The organism is Vibrio qingdaonensis (genome assembly GCF_026191675.1).
Taxonomy (GTDB): Bacteria; Pseudomonadota; Gammaproteobacteria; order Enterobacterales; family Vibrionaceae; genus Vibrio; species Vibrio qingdaonensis.
This window is the reverse complement of the sequence record NZ_JAKRRY010000019.1, coordinates 63,290-78,065: the sequence shown is the minus strand read 5'-3', so window position 1 is coordinate 78,065 and position 14,776 is coordinate 63,290. Positions and strand designations below refer to the sequence as shown.

General features: G+C 43.8%; 15 protein-coding genes. 6 read left to right on the top strand and 9 right to left on the bottom strand.

Translation table 11 applies throughout. The features are described 5' to 3' along the window. Window positions 1-136 precede the first annotated feature (136 nt). From MD535_RS14515 to MD535_RS14500, 4 genes are all read right to left on the bottom strand, one after another. Window positions 137-289, bottom strand: a complete 153-nt coding sequence (locus MD535_RS14515) for a hypothetical protein (RefSeq protein ID WP_250617636.1) — start codon at window positions 287-289, stop codon at window positions 137-139. A gap of 356 nt (window positions 290-645) precedes the next feature. Next, window positions 646-1,302 carry a Qnr family pentapeptide repeat protein gene (locus MD535_RS14510; protein WP_265675740.1) on the bottom strand — a complete coding sequence of 219 codons (657 nt, stop codon included), beginning with the start codon at window positions 1,300-1,302 and terminating at the stop codon, window positions 646-648. Window positions 1,303-1,494: 192 nt separating this feature from the next. After that, window positions 1,495-2,055, bottom strand: a complete 561-nt coding sequence (locus tag MD535_RS14505) for an HdeD family acid-resistance protein (protein ID WP_265675739.1) — start codon at window positions 2,053-2,055, stop codon at window positions 1,495-1,497. 377 nt (window positions 2,056-2,432) lie between these two features. Beyond that, a complete protein-coding gene (locus MD535_RS14500; RefSeq protein ID WP_390902937.1) occupies window positions 2,433-3,833 on the bottom strand; it encodes an alpha-amylase family protein in 1,401 nt (466 codons plus the stop codon). Window positions 3,834-4,306: 473 nt separating this feature from the next. Between MD535_RS14500 and MD535_RS14495 the strand changes: the two genes are divergently transcribed. Next, complete coding sequence (locus MD535_RS14495; protein WP_265675738.1) at window positions 4,307-4,681, top strand: hypothetical protein; 375 nt, start codon at window positions 4,307-4,309, stop codon at window positions 4,679-4,681. 171 nt (window positions 4,682-4,852) lie between these two features. On the opposite strand, the gene phnE (MD535_RS14490) is transcribed toward MD535_RS14495, so the two are convergent. From phnE (MD535_RS14490) to phnC, 4 genes are all read right to left on the bottom strand, one after another. After that, window positions 4,853-5,740 (bottom strand): phosphonate ABC transporter, permease protein PhnE, encoded by an 888-nt coding sequence (phnE, locus tag MD535_RS14490; protein WP_265675737.1) that lies wholly within the window; start codon window positions 5,738-5,740, stop codon window positions 4,853-4,855. Next, window positions 5,737-6,612, bottom strand: coding sequence for a phosphonate ABC transporter, permease protein PhnE (gene phnE / locus MD535_RS14485; protein ID WP_265675736.1), 876 nt, complete (start codon window positions 6,610-6,612; stop codon window positions 5,737-5,739). The genes phnE (MD535_RS14490) and phnE (MD535_RS14485) overlap by 4 nt, the downstream gene beginning before the upstream one ends. Before the next feature lie 130 nt (window positions 6,613-6,742). After that, entirely contained in the window at window positions 6,743-7,666 is a 924-nt protein-coding gene (gene phnD, locus MD535_RS14480; protein WP_265675735.1) for a phosphonate ABC transporter substrate-binding protein, read from the bottom strand. 64 nt (window positions 7,667-7,730) lie between these two features. Continuing rightward, window positions 7,731-8,570: a phosphonate ABC transporter ATP-binding protein gene (gene phnC / locus MD535_RS14475; RefSeq protein ID WP_265675734.1), complete on the bottom strand. Its 840-nt coding sequence runs from the start codon at window positions 8,568-8,570 to the stop codon at window positions 7,731-7,733. 227 nt (window positions 8,571-8,797) lie between these two features. On the opposite strand from phnC, the gene MD535_RS14470 reads away from it, so the two are divergent. Both MD535_RS14470 and MD535_RS14465 read left to right on the top strand, forming a co-directional pair. After that, on the top strand, window positions 8,798-9,226 hold the full coding sequence (locus MD535_RS14470; protein WP_265675733.1) for a MarR family winged helix-turn-helix transcriptional regulator: 429 nt from the start codon (window positions 8,798-8,800) through the stop codon (window positions 9,224-9,226). A gap of 86 nt (window positions 9,227-9,312) precedes the next feature. After that, window positions 9,313-10,524 (top strand): multidrug effflux MFS transporter, encoded by a 1,212-nt coding sequence (locus MD535_RS14465; protein WP_455433334.1) that lies wholly within the window; start codon window positions 9,313-9,315, stop codon window positions 10,522-10,524. Between the two features lie 92 nt (window positions 10,525-10,616). Here the strand turns inward: MD535_RS14465 and MD535_RS14460 are convergent, their stop codons facing one another. Beyond that, on the bottom strand, window positions 10,617-11,093 hold the full coding sequence (locus MD535_RS14460) for a peptide-methionine (S)-S-oxide reductase (RefSeq protein WP_265675732.1): 477 nt from the start codon (window positions 11,091-11,093) through the stop codon (window positions 10,617-10,619). Between the two features lie 469 nt (window positions 11,094-11,562). Between MD535_RS14460 and MD535_RS14455 the strand changes: the two genes are divergently transcribed. The 3 genes from MD535_RS14455 to MD535_RS14445 all read left to right on the top strand — a co-directional run bounded on the left by MD535_RS14455 (window position 11,563) and on the right by MD535_RS14445 (window position 14,718). Then, entirely contained in the window at window positions 11,563-12,093 is a 531-nt protein-coding gene (locus MD535_RS14455; protein ID WP_265675731.1) for a DUF3332 family protein, read from the top strand. Between the two features lie 71 nt (window positions 12,094-12,164). Beyond that, window positions 12,165-13,085 carry a LysR family transcriptional regulator gene (locus MD535_RS14450; protein ID WP_265675730.1) on the top strand — a complete coding sequence of 307 codons (921 nt, stop codon included), beginning with the start codon at window positions 12,165-12,167 and terminating at the stop codon, window positions 13,083-13,085. Between the two features lie 163 nt (window positions 13,086-13,248). Beyond that, window positions 13,249-14,718 carry an MltF family protein gene (locus tag MD535_RS14445; protein ID WP_279348288.1) on the top strand — a complete coding sequence of 490 codons (1,470 nt, stop codon included), beginning with the start codon at window positions 13,249-13,251 and terminating at the stop codon, window positions 14,716-14,718. Window positions 14,719-14,776: the final 58 nt, after the last annotated feature.

Sequence of the window (14,776 nt, the reverse complement as noted above, 5' to 3'; positions counted from 1 at the left end):
ATCTAGGTCATGTCGCCACACCCAGTCACTCAACTTAGCGTAAGATGCCCAATAGTCATAACAAAAACGCCTTTCTTTGCCCCAAAATGAAAAAGGCAGCCTGAAGGCTGCCTTTTAAAATCAAATACGCTAATAATTATGCTTTTTGAAGGTCACGTGCTGGGTAAGTCAGCGTCGCGCCATCCACTTTAACGTGAACGTAGTGACCGCCAGCGCTTGTGCCAACAACTACCATTTGACCCAAATCCACACCTTTCGTTGCTACTACTAGATCATCAATCGCGAACATGTATACACCTTGAAATAAACAAATAAAAAATGAACAACATTTATGCGCGCATTAAACCAGACCAGTACCTTAGGTACTAATCGGATTCTTTGTCGTATTGATTAGTTTTTATTGTTTAACACTGGCGGTATTTTAACGCTTTATTTAACTCAGTTGTATGAGGCGTTAGCCTGTCAAATCACAGATTCTTCCGAGTATCGTACAAATGACCTAGTCGATCATAACTATTAAGAAGCTCTATACCAATCGCTTTAGCCACTGACATGATGGCGCCTCTATGTGTTCATCGATGTATGCTACCTATGTAATCACCCGTCTTTAATGCCTATCGACATTAAAGACTCCATACTAAGGTCTTAATCCGGCATCACAACCAACCCAAGTGGTTCTAGCAACTGCTCCTGCTGCCACGAGCAAATTTTCACTCCTGTCAGGTCAACGCGTCGCGGATCAAGCCCTTCTAAATCCGCATGGCACAAGTTAGCATTTTGAAAACGAAACTGAGACCAAGCATCAGGGGAAAACACCCCTCGGCTCAAATCTGAACCAGTAAACGACGCGCCTTGAAGGTTCGCGCCTACCCAACGGTTCTCGAACAAATCACACTTCTCGATGACCGAGCGCTCGAAGTTCGTGTAAGACAAATTGCAGTCGGTAATATACGCCGAGCAAAAATACATCTTGTAACTGACCTGGTTGGCAAATCGAGCCCGTGAAAAATTCGCACCTTTTAAGTCACACTCACGCAGCTCTATCCCAAAGCACTCGGCACCTTCAAAGTTACACATCGCCATTTGACACTGCTTAAAGCTGGCGTCTTTTAAATTTGCATAATCAAAGTGACAGCCTGTTAAATCGGTTGTTTCTACAAACTTACAGTGCATAAAAGCGCTGTCACGTAAATCTGCTCTGGAAAAGTCACAATGGGTAAACTGGCAATGGTCAAACCGATGATCAGATAAGTCTTGGTTAGAAAAATCGTGGTGTTCAAAATGTTTATTTTTAAAAATCATGTTAGTGCTCCTACCTACAGAAGAAGACTAACATCCAGCAATCTTAATTCCTAGAAATAGAAACCCATTAAAAACAGTGATTTACATGGGGCTTAAATCGCCAATTTAAGGCACTAAAAACGCAATCTAAGCAAGGGGTTTTCTTTTATTGGTACGAGCAAGTTTAGAAAATAATTTCTCTTCACTATGGAGCTAAGAGAGCTTTTTTAGTTTCATGCCGAGAAACACAAAGCTGATGCCTTCGATTAACAGCGAAATTCCAATAAACGTTCCCAACAGTGCGGTAGAGAATGCAGGGTCGTCGAGTAACAAAAAGAAATAGCCACCAATCACCGTCGACAGTAAACCACTGGCAATAATAATGCCCCGGCTAGGTAACCCTTGATTGCCAAGACCAAAAAACACGCGAGTTAGACCGTTTAATATCATGACTATCACCATGAGCATTGTGATAGTCACTAGCCCCGCAAGTGGCTTAAAGAGAATAAATAAGCCTCCAACGATATACAACACCGCACTTAATACATACCACAGTTTTTCTTTCCACGAATGGATCGACAATGTGTGGTAGGCCTGCACTAAACCACTGAATAGTAATACCGCTCCAATAAGCGTTGAAATCGTCACACCCGCCAGTATTGGTAAGCTCATCGCCCCTATTCCTGCCAGCGAAATAACCACTCCGACGATGACAAAGTATTTCCAACCTTTAGACAGAAAAGCAGACTGTGGTGACTGATTCGAATTTTCCATTTAAGACCTCTTAAACAATGTACTGAAACAATGCGTTAACTGCACAATGAGTCTAGTTCAAGAAAGTTATATTCGCTTCCAAGGAATCGCTTTGCTCCAAAGCGTAGGTTAGACAGGCGTTCAAAAAACGGTCATTAAGCGATTGGCATCAACTATTAACTATTAACTATTAACTATTAACTATTAACTATTAACACGTTAAGTAACTCACACAGTAAGTAATTCACACACTAAATAATAAAGCGCTCTGTAATTTTCATACTCACGAGCGCTTTAAGGTCTGTCGTATTCAATGAACATAGCAATGATGTCGTCATCAATAACGGGTCATCTTTAACGATCCGTCATTCATTATTCACTATTCACTACAACTGATCTCATCTCTTAAACATGCTGGCACTGCGCGGTGGCAGAGCAAACGCATGGTAACGAGTCGTGATAGTCTCTTTAGCATCACTCAATACATCGTGGTATTCCACATACCAGTTAAACTCAAATTGATACGTATCCACGGTAATCGTTCTGGCCTCACCACACTTGTTAATGCCCACGATGCCCTCTTTGCCTCGCTTAAAGAGCAAACTACATTGATCACTATACAAAACCGTCATTGGTTTTCCTTGCATGGCATTGTGGAAGCTCAACATACTCTTCATCAAGGTACTGTCCCACACCTGCCCCCAGCGACCGTTGTCCTTATCTTCGGAGTCGGGTAAATCGTCACTATAAACAAGCGGTGTTCCCCCATCCTTACCAAGAATATACGCGTAGGCGAGTTGTTCGTCTTGCGGATCCATTATCTGATAACGAAAGCCGTCATTAGTAGGGATGTCATGGGTGATGGTAAAGGTAATCGCTCGAGAATCATCAAGTGCTTGACCATAGGCTTTTGGGTCATGCAGCTGATTTAAGCCACCATTCATGGAAAATGCCGAGCGTATTGTGGCAAATAAAGGAAAATCATAAGCCGCATGATTGGTGTTATTAAGATAAGGAGCAAGAAAAGCTTCATAGCCTCCATCCCCCTTACCACCACTCGTGATCACCTCACCAAATACGTGCATGCCTGAGGTAATATCAGCTGTAAATATCTGATCTATTTGATATTGACTCATGTGTTTAACAGCATCAATACGAAAACCTTTCACGCCCATAGTCTTTAATGCATTAAGGTATAAACGTTGCTGAGAAACCACCCAATCATTGGGGTCGAGATCCGGCAATCCCGTATCTCCGTCACCGCCACATAAGCGCCAATATTGAACATCACCAGGGTTATTCCAATCACTTATGCAGCCCGCCGGGTGAAAGTCATTTTCAGAAAATAAACCGTGTTCAAGATTACCGTATAGGGTCTGACTAGCGTAGTAATCTGAGCGATTAGCATAGTCGCTCAGCACCTCTACTCCAGGGTAATTTAAGTCACTACGCTTCCAACTTTCATTCGCCATGTGATTAAGCACCACATCCGCATACACATCGACACCCACCGCTTTCAAGGCATCAATCATGGTTTGCAAATCTTGTTTGTTGCCTAAGGGAGAATCGATAGTACGAAGATCTTGTGGCTGATAACGCGCCCACCACTCACTACCACTCGATTTCATCGCCGGTGATATCAATACTTTCTTATACCCTGCCTGCGCAATTTCAGTCGCATTGGTTTTAACATCGGCATACTTCCAATTAAAAGCATGCAAAATAGTGTCAGCATGAGTGACGGCACTGTATCCGCTAAAGGCGAATGCCAAAATCATACAAGCCCCTGTCCGTTTCATAATATATCTCTCTTATTATTTATTCACCAAGATGATATAAAACCAAACGCCTAGACAAACTAAAACCTAATCAGATTTTAATTCACGTCGCTTTCTGTAGAGGTCATATTCACGAATCTGTGCGCTATTTATCCTTAGGAGAGACCCCCTCTGTTTAAATAGGACCGAAACGGACTGTCAGGCGCACAGAACGCTCAAACCCATGGCCACAAACACAACTTGCTCATAAACTCACCACCAATTGCTTAAGGCATGGCCTTAACGAACGTAAAAAAATGTAATTCAACTGATATCCATTGCATTACCCCACAATCTCCCTAAAGTAGATGCTGAAAGAGAAACAACAGCGTAGACTGACAGACAGTAGAAATAGATGATATCAGCCACAGGCGGCTCATCTAAAGCAATCAGGAGTGATCCATAGCCCATTGAAACGGATATGGTGAGTGCCAGTAAGAAAAGGAAAATCAACGATGACTCATGAAACAAAAACAATGGAAGTGCCTGTCGCGATCGCCGATAGGGTTCAAGCTTTGATTGATGCCTTTGAAGCCAAAGAGAAATTTAACGCTGAACGCCAGATCGTGGTAAACAACTTTCTATCTATGGACAACCTAAGTTGTGAAATGGCCGTTTATAGCTTGGCTCAAGATGAGTTACTCGACACTCTCCGCTTCGTGTACGAACTATCAGGAACCAACAGTCGATTCGTCAAAAACATTCTGACTCAGTCTAGAGAGAACCCAAAGAAAATGCTCTCCGACGCTCAACGTTCTTCCGCTAAGAGCCTTCTGTTCAATCTTCTGAATGACCCTTCTGTCATCTCTGCGATGAAAGAAATGCAATAACGCTACGTTCTCCCAATAGCAAGAAACCAGCGAAAGAATAGAAAAGCAGGAACAAGGCCTCCCCTGTTCCTGCTTTTTAAGCCTTACGGTTACTCGTTCGCGCAGCGGATCTCCCCCCTGAATCACCGAGCCTACATACGCCAGCTGACACATTAGATGTTGAAGGCTGACCTAAGATCCTTTGCCATACGACGTTTTACTATCAAATAGCGGGATATTCTCACCGATAATGTATTTTTGACGTAGCACACTCGATACTTTATCCATTGCCATCACAATGACAACCAGTATCAAAGTAATAAAAGTCACCACATCCCAGTTCCATAAACGCATGTTTTCTGCATAGACCAATCCAATGCCCCCCGCACCAACAAATCCAAGTACCGCGGCTGAACGAGTATTAGATTCTAATTGATATAAAGTGAGCGCTAAAAAAGTGGGGAAGGACTGGGTAAAAATCCCAAAGCGATGCTTTTGTATATGGTTCGCGCCTAGAGAAGTTAGCCCCCTAGTCGGTTTTCGATCGACGGCTTCATGACTCTCGGCAAATAACTTGCCAAACAACCCAAGATCTTGGATAAATACCGCCATCACGCCAGCAAGTGGGCCCAACCCAACCGCACGTACAAAAATCATCCCCCAAATCGCCATATCGACACCACGAAGCACATCAAATATACGGCGAATAAATAGAGCGATTATCGCAAAGGGGCCGGTCATAACGTTACGCGCCGCAAAAAATGACAGGGGAAGCGCCACAACAGAAGCGGTTAACGTGCCACCGAGTACAATCGCGAGCGTGATTCCAATCTGAGAAAAATAATACGCAAACGGCCAATTCCAAAAGTCACGCCAAACAAACATATGCAAAAAATAGCTGCTAATTTTGCTATTTCCCATTTCCCACTGCTGTTGTGTAACACCGAAAAAGGCAAAAAATGTTAGGTAATAAACCACCACAGCTAAGGCGGCAATAATGACCACGCGAAGATAACGCCCTTGGCTTGCAAAAATTTCTTTATTTTCTTGTTTTACTTGTTGCAACGTTAAAGTGCTCATTTTATCTCTCCGCTGATAACTTGCTTGCGCAAAAACCCAGACAACATATCAATCAAGGCCACAACAAGAATGATCAGCAGTAATGTCATGCTGACTTGGTCATTACGACCTAAACTGATATTCGTCATTAATTCTTGCCCAATGCCTCCCGCCCCTACTAACCCAAGAATGGTTGACGAACGAAAGTTAATTTCAAACCGCAAAAAGACATAAGAAAGAACAATCGGCTTGACCTGAGGCCAGAATGCAAACCTCACACGCTGCAACGGACTTGCTCCTGCGGCCGTTAACCCGCGAATCGGTTTATCAGATACCGTTTCAATCGATTCATAAAAGAGTTTGGTCAAGCTCCCAACCGTATGTAAAGCCAATGCCACAAATCCAGGAAACGTACCCACACCATAAGCCATCACAAACATGACCGCCCACGCCAACTCTGGCATCGTGCGCAAAAACGCGACAAAAGCGCGCACACCCATACGAACTGATGGCGGCGCATAACCATTGCCCGCCGCGAGAAACGCCAAAATAATCGCAATAATCGAAGACACAAGCGTCGCAGCCATTGCTACATTCAGCGTCTCCCAAAGCAGCGGAAGCTGAATAGGTAACCGATAACCCCAGTAAATAAGAGAGCCAGGTACTGCGTGTCCTGCTTCATCTCGCCCCGCAAACAAAACGTCCCAAGACAGATTCGGAACCGTATCCAAGATATAGTCAAAAAACGCAGGGGCATTATGAATAATCTGACCAAGACTAAACTCGGCAAAATGCCCGGAAATAAGATATAAAACCATAAACATGGCAGACCACATAAATGCGTCCACTTTCTGCTTACGTCGAATCTGTTGGTAATAGTGTTCAAACAACATGATGAAAACCAAAATGAGATAGCGGGGTCAAAAACCAAGTAGGCATATCTCCCGCTATAGGTGGGAAAAGAAATTATCGCGAAGCAAACGCTTTATTTTTAAGTAAACGTATCATCTTTGAGTAAACCGACTATCTCTGAGCAAACTTCGTCGCCTTCACTAAATCAATGATCGACTGATATTCTGCAACGCTGGTATCCGCAAGATGTAACTGCCCACCCGCGGCCTTGCTAAAGCACTCATTGTCTTCTTTAGCGAGTTTCTTCACTGCCGCAACTAAGTCGTCTTTAAACTGAGGCTCAAGCTTGTTGCTAACAATTGTTGGCCCATTGGCGATAAGTGGTGATTCCCAAATAATACGGATTTTATCCATCAATTTAGGGTCGTGGCTCATATAGCGCAGTAGTGCGCCCGCGGTATACCCTTGCTGAGCATCGCCGAGCATTGAAGACCAGGTTACTGCAGCATCAAACTGCCCATTAAGTACACCAACAATGTCTTGCTCATGACCACCGGAGAAGCTAACGGATGTAAAATAGTTATTGAAGCTATTATCCATATTGCCTCCCAAGCGAGTCTCTAACTGATTATTGGGAATAAGAAACCCTGACGTTGAGTTAGGATCGGCAAATGAAAAAGCCGTACCTTTAAGGTCATCAATGGACTGATACGGACTGTCCTCTTTAACAAGAATCACCGAGTGATAACCACGTGAGTCATCACTGTTATCGACGGTAATACCCACAAGATCGACCGCGTTCGGGTCATTTAGATAAATCTCCGCATAAGATTTTGGCGACATATTGATCACGAGATCAATTTTTTCGCCCAATAGTCCCTGAATGACGGCGTTATAGTCTGTTGAGTTTCGTATGTTGGTTTTTACGCCCAGCTCTTTATGGAAAAACGTTGCCACACATTGATTATCACCGATCTGTGCTGCTGCATTTTGCCCCCCTAAAATACCGAGGTTAATTTCATTTGGTGCAGACGCCTGCGCGTTAAAAGAAAGGGCAGCCGCAATGGCACAACCTACTGAAAAAAGCTTATTCATTTTGTCTTCCTTGTTCATTATGATCACTGGTGGCCGAGGTGCCAGTCAGCAAAATTGTTTGTGATCAGCCAACCTGATCGAGTTCATCACCGTACAGGCGATGTAAAACGTCATCATTTAATCCTGACGGATGTCCGTCGTATATCACTCGTCCTTTTGCCAGACCAATGACGCGCGTGCAGTATTGTTGAACCAGTTCAATAGAATGAAGATTCACCATCACTGCGATGCCGTCAGTACTGACTTTTTGCAATGCTTCCATAATTCTTACGGTGTTTTTGGGATCAAGTGAGGCAACGGGCTCATCTGCTAGCAGAATCTTAGGGTTTTGCATCATGGCTCGACAGATAGCGACCCGTTGCTGCTGACCGCCTGACAGATTTTCCGCTCGTTGAAGGGCATAAGGCAGCATGTTTAGCCACTTGAGTAAATGAATGGCTTCCGCTCGATCCTCATCACTAAATACTTTAAATAACGACTTAAATGTTGAGGTGTGGCTCAGGCGTCCAAGCAATACATTTGAAATCACATCAAGACGCGGTACGAGGCAGAAATCTTGAAAAATCATGCCACAGTGTGTTCGCCAATCGCGAAGTTCCTTGCGAGTCATCGACAAAACGTTGTCCGTAGATTGGTCTGTGTGGACATTTAAGATCTCACCACTTGTTGCTGCAATCGTGCCATTAAGTGTGTGTAATAACGTTGACTTACCCGCACCAGAACGACCAACAATCGCAACAAACTCACCGGCATGCAGCGTAAAATCAATGCCATCTAGCACTACTTTATCGTCTTGATACGACTTGGTAAGTGCTCGAGTCTCCAGCACCTTACGCCCTAATAGGGGTGTGACTACATTACTAGTTTCACTGACAACGGTCAGCTCCGGCGCAATCATCGCCATAACGTTTCTCCGAATCACCTTTCATTTATTTGACTGCTATTTCAACGCAACTAGTTGACGGTTTTTCGATGTTTTTATGACTATGGTATGAACGTTATCAATAGACGAGTTTGATATTGTTGCCGTTCGATATCGGATATAAGGCGCCTTCTTCGGCTTTTTAGTTGACCAAATCAACTAAAAAGCCGACAATCGTTGACTAAATCAACCAAATACCTCAGCAATCAATGACAACATACCGAGACATCAGCCATACCCTGCGTGAAATTCGCATGAAGACTCGTGGGAAAATGGTGGCGGAAGTCACTCGCCAGAAAGTTGAATTCTCTCCGCTTGAACATAAAGCGATGAGTGATATTCGAGACAGCCAAGGGGCGTCACAGCAAATGCTCGTGGAGTCAATGAACCGCGACAAAGCGCAAATTGCCCGTATCGTCGCGCGACTACATAAACAAGATTTGATCATCAAACAGGCAAGCACTACTGACAAACGTTCAGTCGAACTCATGCTAAGTGACAAAGGGTTAAAACTGCTTGAGCGATTAGACGAGGTCGAAATGGGCATGATCAACGATATGCTCACCGGTTTTTCGGACGACGAATCCGAAACCTTACGCGCCCTGCTTAAACGCGTTAACAACAACCTGGCTTATTAGTTAAGTTCGGACCGTACTCATCAACCATTCATCCATTTAAACGTCTCAACAACAAAATATTCACGGACGCATTCAGGAGTTACCATTTGAAAAAACCTCAACCGATACTAGGTCAAAAAGGCATGCTCTTTTTTCTGGTTATTATTAGTGCCTTTCCAGCGCTCACCATCGATTTATATTTACCTGCATTACCACAAATGGTTGAGGTATTTGATACCCAGCAAGCCATGGTCAATTTGACCCTTAGCAGCTATTTTGTGACCTACGCTATCGGTCTGCTATTTTGGGGGCCACTCAGTGAGAAGTTTGGACGCAAACCGATATTATTGACGGGTATTGGTGGTTATATGCTTGCGAGCCTCTTTTGTGCCTTAGCGGGTAGTATTGAGCAACTCATTGCTGCGCGCGTTCTACAAGCCTTTGCTGGCAGTGCCATTACCGTGGTGGCAACGGCCATTGTTAAAGACCTTTATGATGGCAGGGAACGAGAAAAGATAATGGCCACCATTATGTCACTAGTGATCATCGCCCCGATGATTGCACCAGTGCTTGGGGCCTTTTTGCTGCAGATTGCATCATGGCGAATGATGTTTGTCACACTCGCGGTATTTGGGGGCTTTGCCTCTATACTGGCATTTTTCTACAGAGAAACACTCGAAAACAAATACGATGGTTCAATGCTTCGGTCATGGAGCCGACTCGGTGTGGTCATGAAAAACCCACGATTTGTTGCATTGCTCGCCATTTTTTCCGTGACACCGATGGCACTCATGGCGTTCCTTGCTAGCGGATCTTATATCTATATCAATGGGTTTGGCCTAACGGAACAAGAGTTTAGCTACGCCTTTGCCTTTAATGCCATGTGTGCTTCTTTTGGTCCAACAATCTATATGAAGCTGTCTCGCCACATATCAGTACAAAACGTCATTTCGCTTTGCTTTGTACTACTCGCGATTGCTGGCATCCTCACCCTCACCATTGGCGACACTTCTCCTTGGCTTTTTGCCTGCATCGCAGCGCCAGCCACGGTGATGGTTATTGCTATGCGAGTGCCGGGAACAAACTTAATGCTAGACCAACAAGATCACGACACAGGCTCTGCCGTGGCTCTAATTCAGTTTTTCGCCATGATTTGCGGCTCCATTGGCATGGTATTAGTGTCCCTTAATCCTGAATCCCTGATCAATAACTTAGGCACTATTCAGCTGTTTGTTGGTATAACAGGAGGGCTCTTGTGGCTATTAGTGCGCCATCGTTCATTTGTGACCGACAGCTTGGGTAAATACAATAAGAAATAAGAAATAAGAAGTAAGAAGAACACTGGCGGCCCGTCCGTGTTCTTCTTCAAGCCTGGTGTTCTTCTTTACAGTTACAGAGAAAAAAGTCGTCGCTAACGCTTTTTGTATCGGTGCAGAATGTTTTGCGGAATATGGCAGTAATCATTGGGGTGTACTGTTAGCCTGTCTTGATGTTCATCATCACTTTTCACATAATTAGATAACGGCAGTACTTCTATCGCAATCCTATCCACATCTTCTCGCGCTTGTAGATAACGCTTCACCTTAACTAAATGCTCTGAATCAAGGCTATAAACACCCGTTCGATACTTTTCTCCAACATCATCACCCTGTTTATTGATACTGTAAGGATCGATGATTTCAAAAAAGTAACCCATTAACGCCTCTACCGATACCCGTTTCGGGTCGAACTGAGTCCGAACGCACTCCGCATAACCGTCATAGTTGGCTAAAGTCGTCTCTGCAGAACCATTGGCACGGCCTGCTTGCGTTGAAATGACACCGGGTAAATGGCGCATAAATTCCTGCACGCCCCATAGACAACCACCAGCAAAATAAATCTCTTCCACTTGTTACTCCCGTCACTCACCCCTATCGTTCGCGACGAACTGTAGCAAAGATCGCCTCAGACTTTAACTTTTCATACCGTTCTAAGACGACACGCACGGTCGCTTTTTTTATATATCCAAACGTCGCGTTGTCACTGCAGCCCTTTAACTCTCCGTTATAACGTTAAGTAAGCGCAGCTATGTTTATGACCCTATGTGTAAAATCGTAAAAATAACACCAAAATGTTTCATTGTATGTCCTTCCACGAGCTAAACAAAAGGTAACCGCATGATTAAAAGTCATAAATCGTACTCATACTAACCTTTAAGCTATCGTTAACTGTTTCTTAATCCATTCCCATTTATCACTATGTTTGCTGGTTATAGACTCCGCCTCCCTTGTCGCTCAGCACTGTTGAGACCTTATCTACACACGCGATTTGCGAATGAAGTGAGCGACCAAGACTTTAGACTGACAAATAGGAAAATTATGAATACCAAAATCAAACTCGCGCTATTAATTGCTTCTTCTATTACTTTAAGTGGCTGCGTGGGTAGTAACGCCGTGACAGAGAAATTGATGGGATTTAACGTTAAGGTCGTTGACAACCGCTACGCTCGAGCAGGGGTTAACTTTTTATTGTCTCCTGTGTATGGCTTCACATTGTTATCCGATGTATTCGTGGTGAACTCTATTGAGTTTTGGTCTGGTACCAACCCAATCAATGGGAAGACTCACGTTTTTGACTCTAAAACTGAAACTTATATTGAAGTTAACGATAAAGTTGACTCAAGCCTACACGACGCGCCCATTGATCCCCTAACGATGACAGAGCCGGATAACGGAACGATTCGTTATCTAGACGAAAATACCATTGAAATGGAAGTGGTATTAAGTAATGGCGAATCTTCAAAAGTCATTGGTGTTCAAGAAGGCGATACCATCAGCTATTACATTGAAGGTCAATTAGTCTCTAGAACAACATTGGACGCATTAGAGAAAGAATTTTCAGCTTCATAGCAATAAATATCTATAGTTAATAACATAGCCAAGGATGGTTACTCGGCTAATTTACTAAAGATGACCGTATTATGACTCAATATCACAATATCGATTTAAACCTGTTTCGAGTGTTTGTCGCGGTATTCCAACACCGCTCTATCAGTCGCGCATCGGAAGCATTAGGAGTGACACCAGCATCAGTAAGCCAGTCCATTAAAAAACTCTCCTCCGATCTAAATACCCCTCTTTTTGTACGCCAAGGGCGAGGAATTGCCCCCACCGTTCACTCTCAGCAACTCATCGAACAAGTGTCACCGCTCATTTCTCAGTTTGACAACGTCATTGAGGGCTGCATCTATAACGAGCAAAAGCCCAATTCGAGAACGCTCATCGTTCACGCTCCAGAAACCCTGATTTACAAGCATATAAAAGATTCAGAGAAAGTGAATAATGACACCACTCGATATAACATCGAGTGGGTAGACATCTTATATCGAAGCAGTGATAGCTATGAGACACTAAAGTTTCATAATGCTGATGCGATCATCGATATATTCCAGATCACCGAGCCCAATATTTGCAACGATTTTTTATTTGAAGATGAAATGGTTGTGGTTGCTGCCAATAATCACCCTAGAGTAAGTGACAGCATTACTGAAGCCCAGTTCCTGCGTGAATCTCATGTCATCTTGAACTATCAGTTTCGAAATGCTTCTCTGTTTGAAATGTTCTATAACCGACCACCGATAAGACGCAAAATTTTATCAACACAAACATCGATAACCTCCATGCTATCACTGGTGGCTCGCTCAGAAGCCCTGTGTTTGTGTCCTAAACAATTTGCCCTGCAACAAGCACAACTCCTTCCCATTAAAACCCTGCCTTTTCCGGGAGTCATTGAACCTATTAACTACTGGTTAATCTATCCTGCGGAGCAGAGCGAAGCGGAGTCCGTGAAATGGCTCTACCACACCTTAACGGGCGAGCAACAACAAGCTGGCTTGGAATAAGTGCCCACTTGAGAGCGAAATATCACATCCTCCCACACCATAAAACGTTCATCGCGTAGCGTATAGCGCCCACCAAACCACTTATTTTTACGGCGCTTTGTCGATGACAAAGTGTGATCCCGTGATTAACGCCCAACCGTATTTAACATGAGGTACGTTGTACATGTTTAAACCTTTTAAGTTCTCTATATTATCCAGCGTTTGTATTTTCGCGTTGTTTGTAACTCCGGTTTCTTTTTCACTTGAGTTACCCACCTCGACCTTAAATACTTACATAGGTGACTTTGATAGCATGCAAAAAAAGGGCGTGATCCGTATTTTAGTCTCAGCCGACCTCGGTTTTTATCACATGGAAAATGGGCGACCGAAGGGTATTACGGCAGAGCATATCCAGCACTTTGAACGCGCTATTAAAAAAAGTCACCCACTGTTAAGGGTCATTGTCGTTCCGGTCAAACGCTCAGATATCATCGACAATATTGAGCAAGGTCTGGGAGACATTGCTATCGCCAACTTAACCATCACAGAAAAACGGCTGAGGAAGGTAGACTTCAGCCAGCCCATTCGACGAAATGTGACGGAATATTTAGTCACGCATCCATCCATGCCCGCTTTAACGAAAATTGAGCAGTTAGCAGGGAAACAAGTGTGGGTAAAAGCGGGGTCTAGCCATTTAGACAGCGTACAAAATGTCAATCAAATGCTTAAACGCGGTGGCAGAAAACCGATAACGATTCGAATCATTGATGACAATTTGCAAGACTTAGATTTGTTAACGCTACTCGAATCTAGCGCGATCACCGCAACCATCGTCGACAACCATAAACTCAAACTCTGGACCCAATTAAGCAGTCAAATACAAATTCACGACAGTATAGCGCTTCGTAATAAAGGCGAAGTGGCTTGGGCAATGAGGAAAGACAGCCCACTTCTAAGCAAAACCATTAACAGCTATCTCGCATCGTCAAAGCAAGGGACGCTACTGGGAAATGTCATTGATAATCGCTACCTAAAAAAGACCAATTGGATGAACCGAGCATCCAACCCGATAAAAAACCAAGAACGCGCAAAACTAGAAATACTCTTCGGGCAGTATGGTGATAAATACGACATCGATTGGATGATTTTGCTCGCACAAGCCTTTCAAGAGTCCGCCCTAGATCACTCTAAAGTCTCGCATAGAGGGGCTGTCGGCATCATGCAAGTCATGCCAAAGACTGCGCTAGATTGGTATGTAGACATCAATAATGTCAACGACTTAGAAAGTAATATTCATGCAGGAGCAAAGTATCTGCGGTTTATCCATGACCGCTATTTCGATAAACCAGAGATTTCAAAAGAAGACAAAGTTTACTTCAGCTTAGCCGCATACAATGCGGGTCCTGCTAAAATCCGCCGCATGAGAGCACTGGCGAAGAAACAAGGCTACAACCCCAATAAATGGTTCAACAATGTCGAGATTGTCGCCAAAGCAAACATTAGCAAAGAACCGGTCAACTATGTGGCAAATATCAAGCGCTACTTTACTATCTACAAACGACTTGATGCATTCCAAGATGCAAGAGAAGATCAGTACCTTGGCAGCACCATAGCATTAGACATAAAGGCACTCTCACCCTATTTTGCATACTGATTAAGCCATTCTTTGCTCATAACCTTTAGCATCACTCGAATGACTAGACAACTAGACA

Coding starts and splice junctions, on each gene's coding strand:
- MD535_RS14505 (WP_265675739.1), bottom strand. CDS start 2,055: ATGGAAAATTCGAATCAGTCACCACAGTCTGCTTTTCTGTCTAAAGGT.
- MD535_RS14470 (WP_265675733.1), top strand. CDS start 8,798: ATGACAACATACCGAGACATCAGCCATACCCTGCGTGAAATTCGCATG.
- MD535_RS14510 (WP_265675740.1), bottom strand. CDS start 1,302: ATGATTTTTAAAAATAAACATTTTGAACACCACGATTTTTCTAACCAA.
- MD535_RS14445 (WP_279348288.1), top strand. CDS start 13,249: ATGTTTAAACCTTTTAAGTTCTCTATATTATCCAGCGTTTGTATTTTC.
- MD535_RS14455 (WP_265675731.1), top strand. CDS start 11,563: ATGAATACCAAAATCAAACTCGCGCTATTAATTGCTTCTTCTATTACT.
- phnD (WP_265675735.1), bottom strand. CDS start 7,666: ATGAATAAGCTTTTTTCAGTAGGTTGTGCCATTGCGGCTGCCCTTTCT.
- MD535_RS14450 (WP_265675730.1), top strand. CDS start 12,165: ATGACTCAATATCACAATATCGATTTAAACCTGTTTCGAGTGTTTGTC.
- MD535_RS14500 (WP_390902937.1), bottom strand. CDS start 3,833: ATGAAACGGACAGGGGCTTGTATGATTTTGGCATTCGCCTTTAGCGGA.
- MD535_RS14515 (WP_250617636.1), bottom strand. CDS start 289: ATGTTCGCGATTGATGATCTAGTAGTAGCAACGAAAGGTGTGGATTTG.
- phnE (WP_265675736.1), bottom strand. CDS start 6,612: ATGTTGTTTGAACACTATTACCAACAGATTCGACGTAAGCAGAAAGTG.
- phnC (WP_265675734.1), bottom strand. CDS start 8,570: ATGGCGATGATTGCGCCGGAGCTGACCGTTGTCAGTGAAACTAGTAAT.
- MD535_RS14495 (WP_265675738.1), top strand. CDS start 4,307: ATGACTCATGAAACAAAAACAATGGAAGTGCCTGTCGCGATCGCCGAT.
- phnE (WP_265675737.1), bottom strand. CDS start 5,740: ATGAGCACTTTAACGTTGCAACAAGTAAAACAAGAAAATAAAGAAATT.